A 20,894-nucleotide genomic window follows, 5' to 3' on the forward strand; every position below is an offset into this window, starting at 1 on the left:
ATTGTCTGGTGAAACTCCGTTGCAAGAATCGTAGTAGCTCGGCTATGGTGATATGGGAAAGTGAAATCGTCCGAATCAGTTGAGAGAAGCGGGAGTCAGGTCATGAATTGCAAACAAATGGTAGCCGCGGTTGCCTTGCTCTGTTGGATGGCCTCTCCGTCCCTGCTCGCGCAAGACTTTCTCAAACAGCTGGAGGAGAAGATCCTCAAGCGTCAGCAGGAGGCGAAGGCCAAGGATTCGGCTGCGAAAGAGACCAAGAATTCAAAACCTTCGACCGATAGCGGGAGCGCTGGCAAGCCTGGACTCGGAGAGAGCCTCCTCCAATTGAATCCACCAGTCGCCATGCCACGAGAGGCTGGGCCAAACGAGGCGGAACCGAAAGTGGGTGCCAAAAACGCCTCGAACGCTTCCGACGAGGAGAATGAATTGCTCCCGCCGCCGCGGAGTGCGACCGGCCCCAAGCGTGCTTCGGCGGCCCCACCCCCTTTCCCCGCTCCCCAACAAACCAATCCCCAATCACCTAATCCACGGCAGGCTCGTCCACAGCAATCCCCTTCCCAGCAACCCGGTGGCGGCTATTTGGGGATGACCGTCGAATCCTCAGCAGGAGGAGGGTTCGGTCTGAACGTCGCACAGGTCACACCCGATTCGCCAGCGTTCAAAGCCGGCTTTCGGCCTGGAGATCGACTGATTGGGGTCGAGGGGACCGCCGTGGCCACCGTGGAGGACTTCGCCATCCAGCTAGCCGAATATCCGCCGGGCACCCCCATTCGTTTCTTGGTGGATCGACGTGGAAAGAATATGAGCTTGGTCGCGGTTTTGATGGACCGCAGCATCGCGAACCGTATCCATGGCAACGTTCCCGGCGCGATTCCTTATGAGCCGGTCGCGCCTCAGCCGGGCGAGGCGTACTTTGGGGTCAACGTTTCGAATATGTCGGAGGCGTTTCGCAAACAGTTTGCCATCGGTGCTTACCGCGGTGCGTCGGTGACCGATGTAATCTCCGGGTCGCCCGCGGAGCGAGCAGGCTTGAGGCCCGGCGACTGCATCGTCTCCATGCGAGGTGAGGAAGTCAAAAATGCAGACGATGTGTACGACCATATTCTCACCGCGAGCCCCGGGGAGCTGATGGAGTTCACCTTCTACCGAGGTTCCATCCTTCAACGGGGAAGCGCTGTGCTGGTTCGAAAGAATACACCGGAGACCTCAGGTGAATGGGAGGGTACCGGTATCACGGCCGAGATGTTGACGCCCGAATACGTTTCCGCCTTGCAAATGGAGTTGGAACGAGTCGCGACCGAACTATCGACTGCCCAAGAACGGATTGCGGAGTTGGAAGCCAGATTGAAGCAGTTGGAGTCCCGCCCCTAACGATCCGTCCTGTTACAATGGTGGGATGAATCCCTCCAACCTCCCCCACCGCCGATCGTTTCTTTCTCACATCGCCTCTACCTCTCTCGTGCTGAGCGCCACCGCGGGGCCCTCTTCGCTCGGGCAAAGGGCTCTCGGTGCTCCCCTCTTCGCGCCGCAGGAGAAAGCTTGGCAGCCTCTCCAGCGATTCAGCCGGATGACCCAGGAGTGGCTCATCGATCAGGTTCGACAAGCCGAGGAGGAGGGGAACCGATTGCGAGCCCAAGTCCGCTCCCCGGAGGAGGCTGCGCAGTACGTAGCCAGCTGCCAGGAACGCGCACGGCAATGCTTCGGACCTTTGCCCGAAAAGACACCCCTTCACGCCAAAGTCATGAAGGTCACGGAGCGGGACACCTATCGAATCGAGAATGTGATCTTCCAAAGCCGCCCCGGATTTTGGGTGACTGCCAATCTCTATGTTCCGAAGGGGCTACGAGGGAAAGCGCCGGGAGTCGTCGGCACCTGCGGTCACTCGGCCAATGGCAAAGCGGCCGAAGCCTACCAGTCTTTCGCGCAGGGTTTAGCGAGACTTGGTTATGTCTCGCTGATCTACGACCCGATCGGCCAAGGGGAGCGCCTGCAGTACTCCGCGCCAGATCGCAAAGCCAAATGGTCTTCCGGCGTCTCCGAGCACATCCAAATGGGGAACCAGCAGACGTTGGTCGGCGAGTTCCTGGGGACGTGGTTTGCATGGGATGGAATCCGTGCCCTCGATTACTTGCTGACTCGCGAAGAGGTGGACCCTAACCATGTCGGTGTCACCGGAAACTCCGGCGGCGGCACCCAGACGACTTGGCTTTGCGCCTTGGAATCCCGTTGGACGATGGCCGCCCCCGCTTGCTTCATCACCACCTTCCGACGGAATGCTGAAAACGAACTCCCTGCGGACACCGAGCAGTGCCCACCGAAGGCCCTCGCGCTGCGTATGGACCACTCGGACTTCCTCGCCGCGATGGCTCCCAAGCCGATGGTGATTCTCGCCCAAGAGAAGGACTTCTTCGACGTTCGCGGTGCAGAGGAGGCGTACGAGCGGCTCAAGGGACTCTACACCGCGATGGGGAAACCAGACAACCTGCAATTGGTCATCGGCCCCAACTACCACGGGTTTTCCCAAGAGAACCGTGAATCGATGTACCGATTCTTCAACACACATACCCAATTGAAAGATCGCGATGTCGAATCGGACATGGTTATTGAGAGTGACGAAACACTCTGGTGCACTCCTAGGGGTTCGGTCGCCGACTTAGAATCCAAAACCGTTTTCTCTTACACGCGAGATATCGCCCAATCGCACCAAAGCACAAGGCAGAAGCCGACCGCTAGCGAATTGCCAGAACGTATCCGGACAACGTTGCGCATTGTCGCGCCGTCGGGTGATCCCGAGTACCGCATCTTACGAAGCGTCGGCAATCGCCTTTATCCAGCGAAGGAGTATGCGACCTATGCCGTCGACACCGAGGTAGGAATACAAGCGATCGTGACGATGCTCTCGCCCGAGAATTGGATGTCCCGTCCGAGTCAGGATCTCACCGATGTCATACTCTATGTCTCGCATCGCTCGAGCGATAGCGAACTGCGTGACGACGCTTGGCTCCGTGAACAGGTCCGAGCGGCAGGTGTTACACCCTTTTTCGCATGCGACGTTCGTGGAATTGGAGATTCACAACCGGACACGTGCGGCGCCAACCAATTCGACAACCCCTACGGCAGTGACTACTTCGGTGCAGCCCATGGCCTCATGCTGGATCGTCCCGTCTTAGGTCAACGAGTGACGGATTGTTTGCACACGATCCGGTGGCTTGAAGCCATGGGGACCCGACGGATCCATCTCCTAGGAGCTGGCTGGGGTGCGGTGGTTGCAGCATTGGCGGGTGTTATGAGTTCCACCGTGAATCGTGTGACGCTGAAAAATGCCTTGGTCTCGTTTCAGTCGGTCGCGGAGACCGAAGACTACGATTGGCCCTTTGCGATGCTCCCTCCGGGTATCCTGAAAACATTTGATCTGCCAGACTGCTACGAAGCCTTGGCAGCGAAAAATCTTCAGCAAGTGGACCCATGGGGAGCAAAGGATGGGAAACGCTAAGGCTTCCACGCTTAACTCGTCATCTTGATGATCTGTTCGGCTTTGTAATAGGCGAATTGCGAACGCCCCGCTTGATCATTGCGGCAGGGAGCAAGCCCGCAATAGGCCTGAAACTCGTCGATGGACATGCGGATACGTAGCAGAATAACCCCCACTCGCTCCGCTTGACGCTCATGCTCCAAGGCCGCGACCTTCCATTCCTCAAAAGAGTCAAAGAACTCCTGCGGATCCTCGGCAGCAGCGCGAAACGATTCGTAGACCACTTCGCTGGGATACCAAGGAACCGCTGCCACGTCGAGTGAATCCATCGTCATTTAGATTTCTTCTTAGTAGCCTTGGTCGCCTTCCTGGTGGTTGCTTTCTTGGTCGCGGTCTTCTTGGTCGCGGTCTTCTTGGTCGCGGTCTTCTTGGTCGCGGTCTTGTTAGTTGCAACCGTCTTGGTCACCTTTTTCTTCGCAGTGGGAGTCTTCTTGGTGACTAAAGTTTTGCTGCGGGTCGCTTTCGACTCTTTCTTCTTCGGTCCAACCACTTGTTCATAAAGACGAATGTATCGATCGACTGAGATACGTTGGACCGTGCGGCCGAGCAGTTCTAGGGGGATGTCTTCGAGTTTTTTGAATCGTATACAACTCTTTCCCATATCCAGTTTCTTGCCCGTTTTGGCGTATTCCTTTTCAAACCATTTCAGTTCGTCGGGAAACATGTAGAGGTGCATGAAGTAGATCGTGAGGTGATTCTTTTGAGACGCGATACCCCCGAAAGGGAGTGGTTGCCTGGGATCGCAGTGATAACCGGCCGGATAGAGTTGGTGTGGGACATAATAGCCGACCATCCCGTATTGCATTCCTTCCTCGAACCCAGGATCTAGATGTTCTCGCACCGCTCGCCGCATCGCTTCGATTCCCGCGCGGCGATCATCCGGTAGGCTGTCGAGATACTCCGCCACGGTGGAAGCTTTGCTCTGCATTGCAAACCTATTCTTCTTCTAAATGGAAGCGATGAAGGAAACGATGAAAGATCGGTGCGATCAACAGGGCCATCATCGACAAGAAGGCAACACCGCTGTAGAGAGCGTATACCGTAGCAAATAGTTTGCCTGCCGTGGTATGCATCCGATCCACGGGCCCCATACCCGTGAGGATCATGGCGGCATTGAGCAGGCCATCATCCCACGTCAAATCGCCAAAGTAGCAGTAGCCCATGGCACCTAGTCCCAGGGAAAATGCCACGATGAGAAGGACCGCGATCACGCTCCGAACGAGCCTAGCCACATATCCGGAGACGGACAGCAGTTCGTCCGAAGAACGCTCGTATTTCATCGCTAGGCAACCTGTGCAAAACGATGGATTCTAGACGATTTCGAAGCCTTTTCGTTGCTCGCGCTGCAAGTGTCCGTTTGCTTCCTTGTCATCGTCAAAGCGTTCTGCTGCCGGATCCCATCGGAGCTTCCGGCCCAACCGAATGGAGATATTTGCGAGATGGCAGGATGAGACGCTGCGATGCTGGCCCTCCACGTCGGAAATCGGTCGCTGCCGTGATTCCACACAATCGAAGAAATTCCCCATGTGGTTGATGATGGCATCGAGTTTTCCAGCGCGAAGCGGGCGATCCAGGTTGTCGGTCGAGTAAACATTCCAATCTTCTCGGGGCAAAGGCTGGTCAGCCAATCGCTCTACCGGGGCCCCGGTGATCTTACCGCGATTGACGAAGATTCGGCCACGATCTCCGGTGAAGAGGATACCATTTTCCCCTTCGTCGCGCACCGTCATGCGAACCCCATTTTCAAAGAGGTAGTCAACCGAGAAATCGATGGGGACGTTGTAGCTGTCAAGTTGATTGGCAAACCGCCCCTTCCCGTCGATCTCAACCGGATTGGAACCGATCGCCCACTGCGCAATATCGACATGGTGAGCCCCCCAATCGGTCATCTGTCCGCCCGAGTATTCGTACCACCATCGGAATGTGTAATGGCATCGTTCCTCCACGTAAGGAACGTCCGGAGCCTGGCCTTGCCAAAGATTCCAATTGAGATGGGAGGGGATCTGGCGAGGCATGAAGGGTCCGCCGACTCCGTTCTTTCCAAGAACAACGTCGACCTGTTTCAAGTTACCGAGCCGACCAGCCCGGACCATCTCGACCGCCAGTCGAAAGCGTTCGTCACTTCGTTGCCACGAACCTACCTGAACAACTCGCCCCGTCTCGCGTACGGCTTTTACCAGTTGCTTTCCTTCGTCAATGGTCAGGGTGAGCGGCTTCTCGCAGTAAACATCTTTACCGGCCCTGCACGCATCGATCACCATTTTCGTATGCCAGTGATCGGGGGTACCAATCAAGACTACGTCGACGTCTTTTCGGGCGAGGAGTTGCTGGTAATCTTCGAAACTGGCAGGGGTGCTGCCAAAGGCTGCCTTGGCTTGATCGCGCACATGGCGATCGACATCGCAAACCGCGACGATGTCACCATACATCTGCGCCTTGTGCGCGATGACGCTTCCTTGGTATCGAAGACCGATCGCACCGACTCCCACCCGCTCATTGAGGTAACGTGGCTTGGGATGCGGAAGCGCCAGAGAGCGAGGCGTTGCGGAAGCGATGGCTGCAGCACTAAGTGTGGCCCCGAGGACCGAACGTCGAGAAAGAGAGGTCATGGTGAGCACAGGAGGGAGGCTGAGAGAACCGTCGAGGATGACGGTCCCCAGTATACCTAGGCCGATTGGATACCTGAACCGACCGGTTACTTAAATCGCCCGGTTACCTCAATCGACCGAGCGACAGACGGACCTGACTAGCGGCGGCGTTCGCGGTCGCTGAGGGAGCGTCGCATCCGGTTGAGTCGAGGTTTCTTCGTAGCTCCATGGGCGACCAGACCAAAACTTTCCGGTGCAGATCCAATTTCTACTTCGTCCCGAATGACGGTCGGAGTGATCACCTCGCGGGACATGGTTGCATGGTTTTCCGATAGAGGGTCGAGCACCAGCAGTCGATTGATCTTATGCTCGATCTCCGTCAGCATCTGACCTTGTCCTTTGGCCACGAACGAGAATGCAATTCCCTCTCGCCCCATCCGTCCGGTACGGCCGACTCGGTGGACGTAGTCGCTGCAGTCATCCGGCAGATCCCAGTTGATGATATGGGAGATTGTCGAAACATCGATTCCTCGTCCGACGACATCGGTCGCGACCAAGATCTGGATCGAGCCCTCCCGCAACTGCTTGAATACCGCGTCGCGTTGCGATTGATTCATATTCCCGTGAATGGTCGCCAGGCGGAGATGTTTCAAGTCTGGGTATCGGTGCAACTGGCGTTCAAGCTGGTTATGCAGTTTCGCAGTCCCGAGTTTGGTTCGACAGAAGATGATGGTTTGGGGTGGACGCTCTCGTTCGAGTAGAGCCAGCAGCGTCTCCAGCTTCTTCTCCGGTGCAACCGTAAGATAACGTTGCTCGATCGTCTCGACGGAGATGTCCTTATTTGAGCAGTCGATATGGACCGGCTCAAAGAGATAGCGGTTGGCCAGCTCTTTCACCTCTGCGGCCAACGTCGCGCTGAGGAGAAGGGTCTGACGGTTTTCGGGACACCTGCGAAGGATCCGTTCAATGTCGGGTCGGAAGCCGATATCGAGCATGCGATCCGCTTCGTCGAGCACCACACACCAAAGGCGCCGCAAATCGAGCGATCCTCGCTGGATGTGGTCAATCACACGCCCCGGTGTTCCGACGACGACTTGCACCCCTTCTCGAAGCTTGCGGGTTTGGCGGTCCAAATGCTTGCCACCGGCGACCTCGAGGATCTCTGTCGGGCAGCCATCGGCCAGCTTGACAAATTCCCCATGGACTTGGGCAGCCAATTCTCGAGTGGGGACCAAAACCAAGGCTTGGGGGGAAGGGCAGACTCGCAGTGGGTCGAGCTGCTCCAAGATCGGGATCGCGAAGGAAGCTGTTTTACCGGTTCCTGTTCGCGCCTGGCCGATGAGATCGTACCCCTCCAAGGCCCAAGGAATGACACGCGATTGGATGGGTGACGGGCGTTCGTATCCGAGTTTGGCAAGGGCCCTCATCATGATCGGAGATAGTCCGAGCTCTTCAAACGTCTCAGCGATTTTTGATTCCATGCCTCTCAATCCCGGTTGGTGTCGTCCAAAAAAACATTTTACGTTAGAGTTGTGACTAAGATATGCCGCTTTGCTCAGAATCTCATTTTTGTCCGAATCTAATGGAAATTGACCCCTTCGAATCGTCCGATGAAGCTCATCTCTGGAGCTTGAGAGTCTTTCAAAAGCTGGAGACGGCCACGCGTGTCGAAGGGACGGGTCGATCAGAATTTCCCGATCCCGATTCTCCCTTTTGGTCCTTCGCAGTCGCCAGGGAACTTACGGAGAACTGGGAGCACTATTCTCCGGATCTGAGACCAACTCCTCAAGGACCCCAAGCGAATCAATCGGTCGATCTGACGGATCCGGACGACGCATCCGATGCCTCCCTCCTCCATCAACCGAACTTCGGAGCCTTGGAGAAACTGCTTCACAAGCTCGCTCAATGGCTTCGGCAATCCGTCGCCGCTCCCTTGGACAGCGAAGAGGCAGTCCTCCGCCGCCTCGTCGCCGTGCAGTGCGCCGCGGAGCTATATCTGAAGATTCGACACGGTCGGTTCACCCGGGTTGAGGGGGCGCTGCTGCAAGTTCCCTTTGCGTCGGGCCATTCCACCGCCATTCGTATGGGGATCGATCTGCTGCTCCAGCAGCCCCCGGATGCCTGGACATCTGCTTCTCTCGCACTTAGCCCCCTTTTGCAGATCGACGATTGGGATACCTCGATCGTTTTCCCACGCGTCTTCGATACCGCCAATCCATCGATCTTGAGCTCGGCACTCGACATCGCCAACCACCTTTTCACCCAAAGAAAAGTCGATTCCCACCCCGCCAAGGAACGCTACCCTCTGTTCGTAAAGCTGCTCGGGGAAATGGTTCAGCGTTTAGGTGTTCTGGAAGAGAACCCGTCCAAGTTCGGGGACTCCGCGGAATCGATTCAACGAATCTTGTTCGATTCTGTTTCCCTCTGCGTTTCCCTTTGTCACACCATGTCGGCAATCGGAGACGCGTCGTGCATCGGCAAACTCAACCAAGCGCTCGAGCTCAAACATCGACGTATCCGCACGGAAGCCGCGTTTGCCTTAGGCAAACTGGGGGAGCAACACGGCATCGATGCTCTGGTGGAAATGGCCATCGACCCCGCGGTTCGGACCCGAGTCCTGGCGTATTCCGAAGAACTCGGGTGCATCGAGAAGATCGACGAACAGTATCGCTCGATCTTGGCCCTCGCGGAATCGCAGTTGGCGCAGTGGCTTGCTCAAGTGGAGAACATGGGACTCCCACCCACCCGACTCGAACTGCTAGAACAACGAACGCTCCCGTGGCCAGGGTTTGAGTCTCCGCAAGAATGCTTCTTGTTCCGTTTTGGCTACGGCATGCGCGACAGCGAGTTCAGCAACGTCGGATTCGCGGGCCCGACCTCCAAAGCTTTTTCGCAGGATCTCGCAAACGTCTCGATGGATGATGCCTTCGCGATCTTCGCCGGTTGGGATATCGAGCATCCGGAAGCCTACGAAACGCCTGCCGACAGGCTCTCGACGTCCGATGAAGCGACGATGATGGAATGGGGACAAATGCTGCAGCCAGACAAGTTCGAGGTCGTAGAGCCCGCGTTCCTCGCTCACTTCTTTGGCAACCGAGTGCTGGTTGGGATGGGCGAGAAGGGGGGACGCAAGCAACCCTTTGCGTTCGACGGAAAGGAGCTGGTCACGCTTCCTTCCCTTGCTCCCTCCCCCGACGCGCTCACGCTGACCTACTACCTTTGGCGAGGTCGCGAGTTCTTTCATACCTTTGCCTAAGGTGCCTAAGGGCCCTTCAGCTTCAGGCCTATTTGATCTGCTGAATCGCTTTGCCGTCCTCGACTTGCCAGACCCAAAGCATTCCGTCTTGACCACCAGCGGCGACCATCGCGGTTTTGGTGTTCGCCACGTCCGGCGTGATCGCCGTCAAACTGTACAGTGCATCGGCAGGGCCTCCGATCGCTCGAATCAGCTTTCCGTCGGCTGCGTTGTGCAACCGAACTTGTTGGTCCGCCGACGAGGAAAGGATCTGGGTGCTGCGTCCTACAAAAGAAAGCGCTGTGACTTCTTTGCCGAATCCTGCAATGGTTCGCTGGGCTTGGCCAAGCTCCACATCCCAAATCTTGACGGTGTTGTCCGCGCTGGAGCTTGCGAGCAAGAAACCGTCGTCTTGCCAAGCCAGACCGAGAACATGGTGGGTGTGTCCCTCGAGCGTCCTCGGAGCGCTTTCTGCGTTGACGGCATGAAGCCGAACAAGTTTATCGGCCCCTCCGGTCGCGACCTTCTGACCGTCCGGCGAGAACTTGGCAACAAAGATGGTGTCGCTGTGCACCTGGCCCCAGTCTTTCCGAATGGTGCTTGTCTCGACGTCCAAAAGCTTGAGGTCCCCAAATCGGCTCGGCGGCCCGCTACCCACCACGAGTAGTTTCCCATCGTGACTGAAATCCAAAGCGGTGACTCGGTCGCTGAAGGGAGACTCCTCCGCAGTGCCAATCGTTTTTTCTAACGACCATCGATTCGCCAATCCCCAGTGGATCGAGCGACCATCCTCGTGGACGGCCAAGGCTTGTCCATCCACCGTCAGCGCGAGGGCCGCGGGTGGGACAAGATTCCCCGCCATCGTCGATTGATTCGTCCCGCGATCGACTCGAAACGCGTGGAGCGATCCATTCGTGCGAACGGTCACGCATGTTTTCCCGTCGGGTGTGATGGCGGCTTGGCTGACGGGAATCGGTGGTTTGCTCCCCTTCACATCTTGTGCGGACTTCTCCAGCGTTGCGAGCTCGGCTTTGTCCGTTTCCAGTTGCTTTTGAAAACTGGCGAGAGTGGCTGCGGCCTTTGCTGCGGATTGATCGGCTGCAGCAAGGGTCTTGTCCAAGTTCTCGAGTTTGGCGTTCTCTTCCTTCTTTGCAGCCTCCGCCTTGGCTAGGTTGGCTTTGCGAGCCTCCAAGTCCTTTTGCGATTGCTCCAGTTTCTTCTTGGCCTCCTCCAGTGCGGCTGTCGTTGCTTGGACAGCAGCCTCTCCCTCGGTGACTTGTTTGGTTTGCGCGTCGAACTCGGCGGCCTTCTTAGTAAGTGCCTCTTGGATTTCGGACTTGGTCTTTTGGAGCTTGGCAACGTTATCCGCTTCCGCTTTTTGACTCTTCTCCAGCTCGGGGACTTGCGATGCCGCTCGATCTACCTTGGCTTTGAAGCGGGTAAAACGGGTCTCGGATTCTTCAATCGCTCGCTGCGACTCCAAATCCAATCGGTTCTCCCAAAGGGCTTTACCATCCGCTGCATTCCAACCTTTCGCGACTCCATCGGTACCGACAGTAACCAAAGTATTCCCATCGCTAGAAAGCATAGCGTGAGAAATAGCCGAACCGTGAGGAATGGTCCTTTCGAGTTTTGCCTGGGAAACAGAATAGAGGTGGGCGGAGCCGTCTTGGGTGGCTGCCAACACTCGATCCGGAGCCGCGAAGTCGATTGAAACCAACTGCGCGATCTCTTTTCCAAGCTCCGTCTTGATCCAGCCCCGTTCGCTTTCGCTAGCACCATTCCACTGCCAGGACTGAAACTGGCCGTCGGTGGTGTGTAGCAAAAACCCGTTCCCAATGGTCGCGACGATCTGCGATGCCGAAACATCCGTTTTCTGCAGATGTTCCGGCGCAACGGACTTGGTCTTTTGCGCGACAACATCCGCGATCGGTAGCAGAGCGACATGAGAGTCCTCCAGCAATACGACCACCTTCTTGCCATCGGATGTCCAATCGATCGAACGGATCGAGGCTGGAGCGTCCCAGCGTGCTACTGTCTGAAGGGACTCGGTATCGACGATCTCCAAGCTCGGAGCGCGCGTGGCTTTCGCAATCCATTTATCCACCGGAGAAGCCGCCAGCGTCACGCTTCCTCGAAGATTGGCAGCCATGGCATCGGCGATCGCTTGGTCCGCCCTACGCCAGATTTTCACGTCGCGAAAACCACCTGTTGCAATGCGGTTCCCGGTCCGATCGATAGCCACTGACTGGACCAAATCTAGGTGCGTGGAATTGTTCGGGGTCGAGGGCGCCGCGCCATGAGGAGCTGGGGCGACTAAGCTCGGGTCGACCAAGACAAACGGTTCGGACGAACCGAGAGCAGCCCAATGGTATACCACCGCTTGATTCCCCCGACCAAGGACGGTGAACTGACCATCCGCGGTCGCATCGATCGCATAAATAGGGCGGACCGAATCGGGAATCTTTTGCCACTCCATCTTGGTCGCGTTCTTCTTAGAACCAGCCGCTGCACCACCGTCAATCCAAGCAGACAGGAGGGCGATTTCTTCCGGCGTAAAGGCTTTCGCTCCGACTTTATTATCGGCGGGGGGCATGACCTCCTCTTCCCCTTTGACGCGTCGGACCAGGCTGCTTTCGGCCGATTTCCCGGTTTGCAATGCCGCGCCGCTATCGCCCCCTTTGAGAAGAACGTCGAGGTTCTCCAGGTTGAGCCCCCCCTCAGCCTTTTGAAGATTGTGGCAGGCGACGCAGTTTTTCTGCAGCAATGGCTGAATATCGTTGACGAAATCAGGTGGCTCGACTGCTTGAGACTCGTTCGCGAATACCAAGATTCCGGCGACGAACAACGAGGCAAGACAGAATTGAACTCGGAAAGCCATGGTCTTCCTTTAGACGGGTGGAACCCCGTATGAGGGAGGGAGGGGTGCGGTGGGACTCTCCATGGTAATTGAACTTGGGCCATCGGGAAAGAATCAAGCTGCGTTTGCTTGCCTATGTTGCCGGATGCATTGAACTACAATTGACAGGCGGTGCACGACTTCCTTTTTCCATCCGAGATCGACTGAACGATATGGGGTTTGGCAGAACAGCGAGAGAATCCGTCCACCATTTCGTCTATCTGCGACGAACCAACCCCTCTTGGCAGCTTTTAACGTCCAAGCGGGCTCCGCTTGTTCTGAGTAGCCTGAAGACGCTGATAGAGGCGTATCCCAACGGAATCGCATTGGATGAGGCGGTGGAACATCTGGCCGGCCTCTTTGCAGAGTTCATCAATGACAGCGAGTTCGATTTGAGCGAGGAACCTCCGGCGATGGCCCGCAAGGAGTTGCGGTCTTGGCTCAAGAATGGCTTGATCGTCGAACGAGATGGACTGGTGATGGCCACAAACGCCTTCCAGCGCGCTATCGCGTTCCTGGAATCGCTCGAAAGCGAAACGATGACATCGACCGCATCGCGTTTGGCGACCGTGCAACGCGCAATCGAATTGCTCGATGCCCAATTGAGCCGGAACCAATTCGAACGGGAGAAGTCGCTGCAAACTCGAATCGACGCGTTGCAAAAGGAACTCAAGGCCGTGCAAGCAGGGGAGTTCGAAGTCCTAGACGGCCCCAAAGCGATCGAAGGAATCCGCGAAGTCTATCAACTCGCCGTCAGTCTGCAGTCTGACTTTCGACGAGTGGAGGACTCCTATCGCAAAGCCGATCGCGAACTACGAGAACGAGTCATCAGCGAAAAACAGAATCGCGGTGAAATCGTCGATGAATTGCTCAACGGGTACGACGCTCTGGTCAACACCGCCGAAGGGCAAGTCTTCGAAACATTCCATGCTCAACTGGTCAAGACGGCAGAACTGGAAGAGATGAAAGCGCGATTGCGTTCCATCCTCGATAATAGCAACACCGACGAAGCGCTCCATCGAAAACAACGAGCCGATCTCCAACAACTGGTCTCTCGACTCGTCCAAGAATCGGAACGTGTCATCCAGGCTCGCGCGCGCAGCGAACGAGACGTACGAACGTTTCTAAAATCGGGTCTCGTCGATGAACAAATCCGAGTCGGTTCTCTCCTGCAGGAGATCTTGCAGGCGGCGTTGAAGGTCGATTGGCACTCCGCCAAAGTTCGCAAAACGGATAGTCCATTACCACCCATTGCACCGGTGCTTTCCAATCTGCCGATCGTGGAACGGCTTCTCGCAAAGCAAGCGGAGCAAACCGAAGGCGAGGACCTGGAACTCACCTTCCGCGAAGCGAATCCAGACGAGATGGATGATGAATTCTGGCAAGCCTATCATGCATTGAATCGAGCGCAGTTGTTCGAGAATACGCTAAACCATTTGCTGCAGGCAGGTACCCCTCTCTCGATCGGAGCGCTTGCCAAGGCCCTTCCACCTACCCACGATTTGGAAACCTTGGCCTATTGGCTTGCCATGGCGAGACAAGCCGGCGTGGAGGTCCCAGAGGAAACCGAAGCCATCGATCTGCAGGATGATTCGGTGGGAATCATACGATTCACAGTCCCAGACATGAAGCTGTCGTCCGATCATGTCCAAGACCTAGGAGCATCAAGCCTAGAATGAGCAATATCTTTGACCGTATCGCATCCGGGAACGATCGCCGAGAAAGTTTACAGGCCCCACCCCCGGAGAACGACTCTGGCGCCGTGCTTCGAGAAACCGACGAACATCTTGGGTCGGAGCGACCGGAAGCGAACAGACCGAACAGTGCGGGGGTAGCTCAGGAAAGTAAAACACCCGCGGAGATCAAGACCGCCGTCCAAGAACTGCTCAAGAGTGGATTCATCGAAGAGGAGGGGCGATCGGATTTGTTTCAATGCATTCGCATCCATGAATCTGCAATTCAAAAGGCCTTGGAGCCTTTGGATTTGGAAGTCAAATTGGATACGCATCGCGGCGTTGCTTTTCTTCGGATCACGCAACAGGTCGACGGTGAAGTCAGCATGGACGAAGGTTGGTCGCACCCCTTGGTACGCCGACAACGACTCACCCTCGAGCAATCCTTGATCATCGCCATCTTGCGACAATCTTTCGTGATGCATGAACAGGAGTCAGGCGTCGGGCATTCGCCGGCCAAGATGGCGATCGATGAATTGCTACCGCAGTTCTTGGTCTACTTTGGAGACACCGGTAGCGATTCGAAAAACGAGAGCAGACTGGTGCAATTGTTGGATCAGCTCAAGGGTTACGGACTGGTTTCGGAGGTCGACAAAAAACAAGAGGTGACGATTCGTCCCTTGATTGCACACTTAGCGAATCCTGAGTCGTTGCAAAGTTTATTGCAGATCATGAAAGATCAAGGAACGCGATCGGACGATGCAGAGAGGGAAGAACGATGAGCCTCGATCGTGAAAGCGAGTCGGACACGACCATGGACACTTTCAGCTTCGCATCGCCGGAACGAGAGAACGCCATGGACGGTGCTCAGTCGAGTGAACCATCTTATTTGTTAACACGGCTGGAGGTGTTCAATTGGGGACCATTTCGCGGAATGCACCGAGCGGATTTCGATCCCATCGGCACGGCGATTATCGGTCCGACGGGGAGCGGGAAGACGACGTTGGTCGATGCCTTGATGACACTACTCGTTGCTCAACCTCGCTACAATCTCGCATCGACCGGAGGGCATGAAAGCGATCGGACCTTGGTCTCGTATGTCCGAGGAGTCTTGGGAGGTGATGGTTCCGATGGCCGGGAGGAAGTCGCTCGTCCCGGCAAAACCATCACCGGGATCTGCGCGACCTACCAAGGCGGGACGCAAACCGTCCGCTTGGGTGGATTGCTTTGGACAGAAGGGACGGGGAACTCCGCCGAGGATTTGAAGAAGCGATGGATCTTTTCACTCGCCGACGACCAGTCGCTCGAAGGCTGGATCCGCATGCTCCATGATGACGGCGTCCGCGATTTGCTCAAGATGGGGCGTGAAACAGCCAATATTCGGTTCTTCGATAGCAAGCGCGCGTACTTAACGCATATCCGTAAATTCTTTGATGTCGGCGAAAACGCCTTCACGCTGCTCAATCGCGCCGCAGGTTTGAAACAACTCAATAGCATCGACGAGATCTTTCGCGAGTTGGTTCTCGACGATCGATCGGCGTTTGATCGAGCGATCGAGGTAGCCGCGGAGTTTGATAACTTGGCAGCCATCCATGCGGAGCTGGAAACGGCCAAGAAGCAAGTTGACTCGCTGATCCCCGTCGCCGAAGACTTTGACCGCCTCCAAAAAGCTCGCCACCGTGTCGAGAGGCAGCAAGCCATTAAACGCATACTACCGATCTGGTTCGCCTCACAAGCGAAAGAAAGGTGGAACGCCGAGGTCGAACGCATGCGACAAGAACTCGGGGAGATGCAGATACAAATCGCGTCCAAGGAGCTTTATGCCGAGGAATTGAAGGAACGAGTCGAAGCCCTTCGCGAACGCTATCTCGAGCTCGGTGGAAATGTTATCTCCGAACTAGAAAATACGATTACCCTTCGTAAAGAAAGCGTCGAGATCAAAAGAAAGTACGCAGGACAATACCAACGGATGATGCAACAGCTCTCCCTCCCGGTTGATATTGCGGAGAGCGAATTTGCCAAGAATCGCGTGTTGCTACAACAGCGTCGCATCGACGAGCAACAGTCGAGGACCGAGCAACAAGAACGGACGTTGATTGCACTCTCTCAGGCCCGCGAACAAGAAGAAAAGAGTCGCGAATTGGAACAGCTCGTACAAAAGGTTCAAGCACGACCGGGATCGAACATCCCTCCACCGTTTCAAGACTTCCGCGCCGATCTTGCGACGCAACTTGGTCTCCGCGAGTCCGACCTTCCCTACCTGGCCGAACTCGTCGAGGTGAAGGCGAGCGAATCGAATTGGCGCGGAGCGATCGAGCGTGCCATCGGATCGGATCGGCTTCGTATCTTGGTTCCGACGGAAGAGATGCAGACCGCCTTGCGATGGGTGAACCAACGTGACAACCGATTGCACGTTCGCTTGCAAGAAGCGGGAGCGAGCGGAGGGAAAGAGCAAGGGTATCGCGACGGCTATGTTGCGAAATTGCAATTCAAGGACCACCCGCTCGCCGGTGCCGCCAAGCAACTCTTGGTAAACCGCGATTTGCACTGCGTCGATTCCCCCGACGCGCTGCGACGAACCGAACATGCCATGACCATTCAAGGTCTTCAATCGGGCCGAAAAGGGAAGTTCGAGAAACAAGATCAAAGAAGGCTGGACCAAGACTGGATGACGGGTTTTGACAACCGCGATCAATTAGAGTTCCTTCATCGTGAATGGATGACCGCACGTCAGGAAGCGGAAAGACGAAAGCAAGCGGCTACGCAAAACAGCCAAAGCCTCGTCAAGCTCGACGAACAATTGCAGATGCTCGATTCGTTGCTGGACTTGGATTTTTCAAGTATCGATCTTCCCAGGGCAGAGTCGGAACTTGCCAAGGCTCAGGAGCGATTGGCGGCCTTGCTCGACCCCAATTCCGACGCGAGCCAATCGAAGTGGGCATTCGAAAAAGAGAATTGGTCCCTGGAGGAACTTCGAAAAGAGCTCATGGACCGACAAACGAAGATCGGAGTTCTCGGAGCCAATTGCTCCCAAGCGGAGTTGGAACGCGACAAAGCCGCAGAACGGGTTGGCAATGGACTTCTTCCGGATGAACTGCAGTTGGCAGAGACGCAACTCAACATTGCGGAGGGGATCCAACCGCAACGACTCGACCAAGAAGAGCGGCGTCTGACGAAATCAGTCGACGAAAAACTGCTGGAACTGACCAGCCGCGTCGTCGATATCGAACAGCAGTTGATTCGGAAGATGGAAGTGGCGAAGCGTGTCGACACCGGCGCTCTCGCAGATTTCGGGTCTGCGATCGAGGATGTACCGCACTACCTCGATCGACTGAAACAACTGCAGACCGAAGGACTGCCCGAGAAACGCGGCCGCTTCCTGGAATATCTGAATCGCTCGTCCGACCAAGGGGTAACGCAATTGATTGCCAGCATCGATGAGGAGGTCGACGCGATCGAACAACGCATCAAGGAATTGAACCAGACGCTAGTGAAAGTCGATTTCCGATCGGGACGCTATCTTCAATTGCAACCACAGCGTATCCGCGACGAACGGTTGCGAAGTCTCGATTTCGCAGTGCGTAAAGTACGCAGCGCCGCATTGAAAGAGGATGGTGGTGAAAGCCATTACAAAGCGTTGCAGGAAATGGTGACCATCCTCCGCGACGCCGGAGAGAATCGTAGGCTGCAAGGCTCCAGGGCATTGCTCGATGCAAGATTTCGCCTTCAGTTTTTTGTCGTTGAGGTCGATCGACAATCGGGAGATCGTTCCCCTCCTCGAACGGGATCGCAAAGCGGAAGCGGTGGCGAAAAAGAGTTGATGGCTAGCCATATCCTGACGGCATCCCTCAGCTATGCACTGTGCCCAGCCGCCGCGACGAAACCCCTTTATGCAACGGTTGTCCTCGACGAGGCCTTCTCGAAGAGCTCTCCCTCTGCCGCCAGTCGTATCATCGAAGCCCTTCGAATCTTCAGCCTCCACCCCATTTTCGTCACGCCGAACAAAGAGATTGGACTGCTAAAACAACACACTCGAAAAGTGATCTGCGTTCAGCGCCCTAAGAAAGAAGCGAGCCTCGCATCGATCACGTGGGAGCGGCTAGAGAGCATCGCGCGACCCAAATGAAGTCCCCAGAAGCATGTCGCCGCATCTTAGCCAAACAATGGGAATCACCGACGTATCGAGAGACCCGATTGCTCGGTGGGCACGACGTTTGGCCGATTTCTATTCCCATCGGACGACCTCCCTCGCGATGGATGTGGCAGGAACTTGATCGCGTCAAACGTCACATCGATGCTTGGCGAAACGTTCGAGTTGGTGAAGTTCTTTGGAAGAAGGTTCGCTACCGGGCCGCCGCCTCGGACGTGGAGGTCCCGTTTTCTTGGCGATTGCATCGGCCAAGCGAATGGATCGATGCGATTCATGATCGGCGCGTTCGTGACGAGTTTGACGCGATGGCGAAGTGGGTCGAACACTCCGATCCGCTCTTCCATCGGTTGCTGATTCGAAGGCGTTCACTGTGGACAGGCAAACCAGAGGAGGAGGTCATCCAAGCCTTGCGAGTTGCTGAAGAGTTAACACCGGGATGCGCCGAAGCCCAACCGCTCCGGTCGCTTGGGTTGGTGGGTACGGACACCAAGTTCTTTGAGCGACACTCCAGCTTGATCGCTGCCCTTCTCGATGAGCGGTTCGAAGGGGAGGTAAGTCGGATCGGCTTGGAAGACTTTCTCGGTGCCTACCGGGAAAGCGAACATTGGCTATTGGTTTACGACATGGACGGGGGCTTGCTACCCTACCGGCGACTGCGAATTCGGAGCGTGGATTTGAGCTCGACTCCCCTACCGGGTGATCGTGTTCTTTTGATTGAAAACGAATCCTGCTTGCATCAATTGCCCGCGTGTCCTGGAACGATCGCGGTATTAGGGACAGGATTCGATTTAGGTTGGACCGACGCACTATGGCTTCGCGAACGGAGTGTTGGATACTGGGGCGATCTCGACACCTGGGGGCTTGCCTTCCTTGCGAAGGCCCGACGATCGCTTCCTCATTTGCAGCCTTTGCTGATGACTTCGGAGGTGTTCGGCCATTTTCAATGGAAGGCTGTCCGCGAACCCGTTCATGCGGGAATTGAGCCCCCTGTCGGGTTAACCGAACTAGAACAAGATCTCTATCGATGGCTGCTTTCGACGGACCGAGGCCGATTGGAGCAAGAGTTCCTCTCGCGAGAAGTCGTTCACGCCGCCATTCGCCAGTGGCAAGAGCCGGTAATCGTCCAACACAATCATTCGCAACATTCAATTCCAAAGTCAGATACCGAACCCGTTTGAGCAGTACAAAAGTCTCTCGCCACGGCGCAAAGGCGCCAAGATTCGTCGTCCTAACTTTGCGTCGTGGCGCCGTGGCGAGAATCGGCTTTACATTGAGGAGCTATTGCAACCTCCGCAGCCAGCAGCTCCGTTGGATCACTTTCTTCACGCACGTCGTCCTACTCCTACTCAGCATCGCGGTACTCGTATTTGATTCCCCTCTTTCCGATCATTCGCAACATTCAATTCCAAAGTCAGATACCGAACCCGTTTGAGCAGTACAAAAGTCTCTCGCCACGGCGCAAAGGCGCCAAGATTCGTCGTCCTAACTTTGCGTCGTGGCGCCGTGGCGAGAATCGGCTTTACATTGAGGAGCTATTGCAACCTCCGCAGCCAGCAGCTCCGTGGGATCACTTTATTCACGCACGTCGTCCTACTCCTACTCAGCATCGCGGTACTCGTATTTGATTCCCCTCTTTCCGATCATTCGCAACATTCAATTCCAAAGCCAAATATCGAACCCGTTTGAGCAATACAAAGGTCTCTCGCCTCGGCGCAAAGGCGGCAAGATTCTTCGTCCTAACTTTGCGTCGTGGCGCCTTGGCGAGAATCGGCTTTCCCCTCCGAATCAACATCGGTTTGTTCGCCGCTGTTTTTGCAGTGGGGAAAATTCTGCGATCGATTCCAACATGAACAGCCCATCTCCAATATCGGTTCGTTTTGTCGAACAAGGAGACTTCTCTCCATGACGAGAAGTGGTGACGACAACTCCTCGCGCCTTTGCGGGAGTTGGATTTTCCATTGCGGAATGATACAGATCACGTGGTCAGTGCGAACGACTTACCACTTCCTCAAACTCCATTCTGAGACTCAAAGTATCCCCTGATTCCACATTGCTTGCTGCATGGATTGAACCAATGCGGTGGTATGCGGAATGCCGAAAAGCCGTTACCGGAATGGGTGTCACTGCCATCAACACGATACCAAAGAAAATCGATCCTCCGAGATCGCTTGGGTCGTAGGCTGAGAATGATGCCCAAGCGAGAAATGCAGCAAGGCAACCTCCCCAACCCATTGTTAGATTGCGAAAAATCGGTGTGAAGTCACGGAACCCCAGCCAAACGGTTGCGCAACCGAGAATCAGCATAGTGAATCCCGCGGCGATCAAATGAATTCCAGCTTGCAAACCGGACAGCATCGCGAGTGGAGATGTGGCAGCGAACAGACCTCCGATAAGGATCAACCTAAGTTTGGCGGGATTCCTCCGGTGTTGCCTAGGAAGAGTACTCCCGCACGAATTGGAGACTGCGTATGGATTCACGATTTCTTAACTCGGCGAACGATTCGCATCCGTGGGCTAGCGCGATACGCGTTGACTTCAAAGCCGCCCCGACCGCGGGCTCGGATGCATGCGATTCTCAAGGGCCAATCGCACCGCTTCGTTGTTTAGTCTACCCCGTCGAGTTTCTTCTTTCCACAATGGGGGCATCACTTCGCCGCCGCCACGACAAGCGTGATGAGTATGAGTGATAACCTATGGCAAACAACCGATTTGATCCGTGACACCGATCAAGTGACTCAATCCATGTAAAAGCGGCCCATCCAAACTTTCGTCAACCTAGCTTACGTCGGACGATACTTCGTGCTCGTTCTCAGCATC

Annotated in this window: 15 protein-coding genes; 8 read left to right on the forward strand and 7 right to left on the reverse strand. The window is 55.7% G+C overall.

All coding sequences use genetic code 11. The features are described 5' to 3' along the window. Nucleotides 1–102: 102 nt before the first annotated feature. Complete coding sequence (locus VN12_RS18990; RefSeq protein WP_146678290.1) at nucleotides 103–1,371, forward strand: PDZ domain-containing protein; 1,269 nt, start codon at nucleotides 103–105, stop codon at nucleotides 1,369–1,371. 25 nt (nucleotides 1,372–1,396) lie between these two features. Beyond that, the gene (locus VN12_RS18995) at nucleotides 1,397–3,493 is read left to right on the forward strand and encodes an alpha/beta hydrolase family protein (protein ID WP_205855089.1); all 2,097 of its coding nucleotides are present in this window, start codon (nucleotides 1,397–1,399) and stop codon (nucleotides 3,491–3,493) included. Between the two features lie 11 nt (nucleotides 3,494–3,504). Here VN12_RS18995 and VN12_RS25935 read toward each other — a convergent pair whose 3' ends face one another. The 5 genes from VN12_RS25935 to VN12_RS19020 form a co-directional block, all read right to left on the reverse strand. Further along, on the reverse strand, nucleotides 3,505–3,807 hold the full coding sequence (locus VN12_RS25935) for a hypothetical protein (RefSeq protein ID WP_168164499.1): 303 nt from the start codon (nucleotides 3,805–3,807) through the stop codon (nucleotides 3,505–3,507). Then, on the reverse strand, nucleotides 3,804–4,460 hold the full coding sequence (locus tag VN12_RS26245; RefSeq protein ID WP_205855090.1) for a DUF1801 domain-containing protein: 657 nt from the start codon (nucleotides 4,458–4,460) through the stop codon (nucleotides 3,804–3,806). The genes VN12_RS25935 and VN12_RS26245 overlap by 4 nt, the downstream gene beginning before the upstream one ends. 7 nt (nucleotides 4,461–4,467) lie before the next feature. Continuing rightward, nucleotides 4,468–4,812, reverse strand: a complete 345-nt coding sequence (locus tag VN12_RS19010; RefSeq protein ID WP_146678291.1) for a hypothetical protein — start codon at nucleotides 4,810–4,812, stop codon at nucleotides 4,468–4,470. Nucleotides 4,813–4,842: 30 nt separating this feature from the next. Beyond that, on the reverse strand, nucleotides 4,843–6,141 hold the full coding sequence (locus tag VN12_RS19015; RefSeq protein ID WP_146678292.1) for a Gfo/Idh/MocA family protein: 1,299 nt from the start codon (nucleotides 6,139–6,141) through the stop codon (nucleotides 4,843–4,845). A gap of 137 nt (nucleotides 6,142–6,278) precedes the next feature. After that, the gene (locus VN12_RS19020) at nucleotides 6,279–7,601 is read right to left on the reverse strand and encodes a DEAD/DEAH box helicase (protein ID WP_146678293.1); all 1,323 of its coding nucleotides are present in this window, start codon (nucleotides 7,599–7,601) and stop codon (nucleotides 6,279–6,281) included. 101 nt (nucleotides 7,602–7,702) lie between these two features. On the opposite strand from VN12_RS19020, the gene VN12_RS19025 reads away from it, so the two are divergent. Next, nucleotides 7,703–9,376: a HEAT repeat domain-containing protein gene (locus VN12_RS19025; protein WP_146678294.1), complete on the forward strand. Its 1,674-nt coding sequence runs from the start codon at nucleotides 7,703–7,705 to the stop codon at nucleotides 9,374–9,376. 28 nt (nucleotides 9,377–9,404) lie between these two features. Here VN12_RS19025 and VN12_RS19030 read toward each other — a convergent pair whose 3' ends face one another. Beyond that, entirely contained in the window at nucleotides 9,405–12,236 is a 2,832-nt protein-coding gene (locus tag VN12_RS19030) for a c-type cytochrome domain-containing protein (RefSeq protein ID WP_146678295.1), read from the reverse strand. Between the two features lie 74 nt (nucleotides 12,237–12,310). Between VN12_RS19030 and VN12_RS19035 the strand changes: the two genes are divergently transcribed. Genes VN12_RS19035 through VN12_RS19050 form a run of 4 tightly spaced genes read left to right on the forward strand, consistent with a single transcriptional unit; the run spans nucleotide 12,311 to nucleotide 19,255 of the window. Then, nucleotides 12,311–13,933 (forward strand): DUF3375 domain-containing protein, encoded by a 1,623-nt coding sequence (locus VN12_RS19035; RefSeq protein ID WP_205855091.1) that lies wholly within the window; start codon nucleotides 12,311–12,313, stop codon nucleotides 13,931–13,933. Beyond that, nucleotides 13,930–14,709: a DUF4194 domain-containing protein gene (locus tag VN12_RS19040; RefSeq protein WP_146678297.1), complete on the forward strand. Its 780-nt coding sequence runs from the start codon at nucleotides 13,930–13,932 to the stop codon at nucleotides 14,707–14,709. The genes VN12_RS19035 and VN12_RS19040 overlap by 4 nt, the downstream gene beginning before the upstream one ends. Next, nucleotides 14,706–18,053, forward strand: coding sequence for an ATP-binding protein (locus tag VN12_RS19045; RefSeq protein ID WP_146678298.1), 3,348 nt, complete (start codon nucleotides 14,706–14,708; stop codon nucleotides 18,051–18,053). Before VN12_RS19040 ends, VN12_RS19045 begins: the two co-directional genes overlap by 4 nt. After that, nucleotides 18,050–19,255 (forward strand): Wadjet anti-phage system protein JetD domain-containing protein, encoded by a 1,206-nt coding sequence (locus tag VN12_RS19050; protein WP_146678299.1) that lies wholly within the window; start codon nucleotides 18,050–18,052, stop codon nucleotides 19,253–19,255. The genes VN12_RS19045 and VN12_RS19050 overlap by 4 nt, the downstream gene beginning before the upstream one ends. Nucleotides 19,256–20,060: 805 nt before the next feature. On the opposite strand, the gene VN12_RS19055 is transcribed toward VN12_RS19050, so the two are convergent. After that, nucleotides 20,061–20,432 carry a hypothetical protein gene (locus VN12_RS19055; RefSeq protein WP_168164500.1) on the reverse strand — a complete coding sequence of 124 codons (372 nt, stop codon included), beginning with the start codon at nucleotides 20,430–20,432 and terminating at the stop codon, nucleotides 20,061–20,063. 113 nt (nucleotides 20,433–20,545) lie between these two features. On the opposite strand from VN12_RS19055, the gene VN12_RS19060 reads away from it, so the two are divergent. Further along, nucleotides 20,546–20,764, forward strand: a complete 219-nt coding sequence (locus VN12_RS19060; RefSeq protein WP_146678301.1) for a hypothetical protein — start codon at nucleotides 20,546–20,548, stop codon at nucleotides 20,762–20,764. The last annotated feature ends 130 nt before the right edge of the window (nucleotides 20,765–20,894 follow it).

Origin of the sequence: Pirellula sp. SH-Sr6A, assembly GCF_001610875.1 — a bacterium.
In the GTDB taxonomy this organism is placed as follows: Bacteria; Planctomycetota; Planctomycetia; order Pirellulales; family Pirellulaceae; genus JBKCUI01.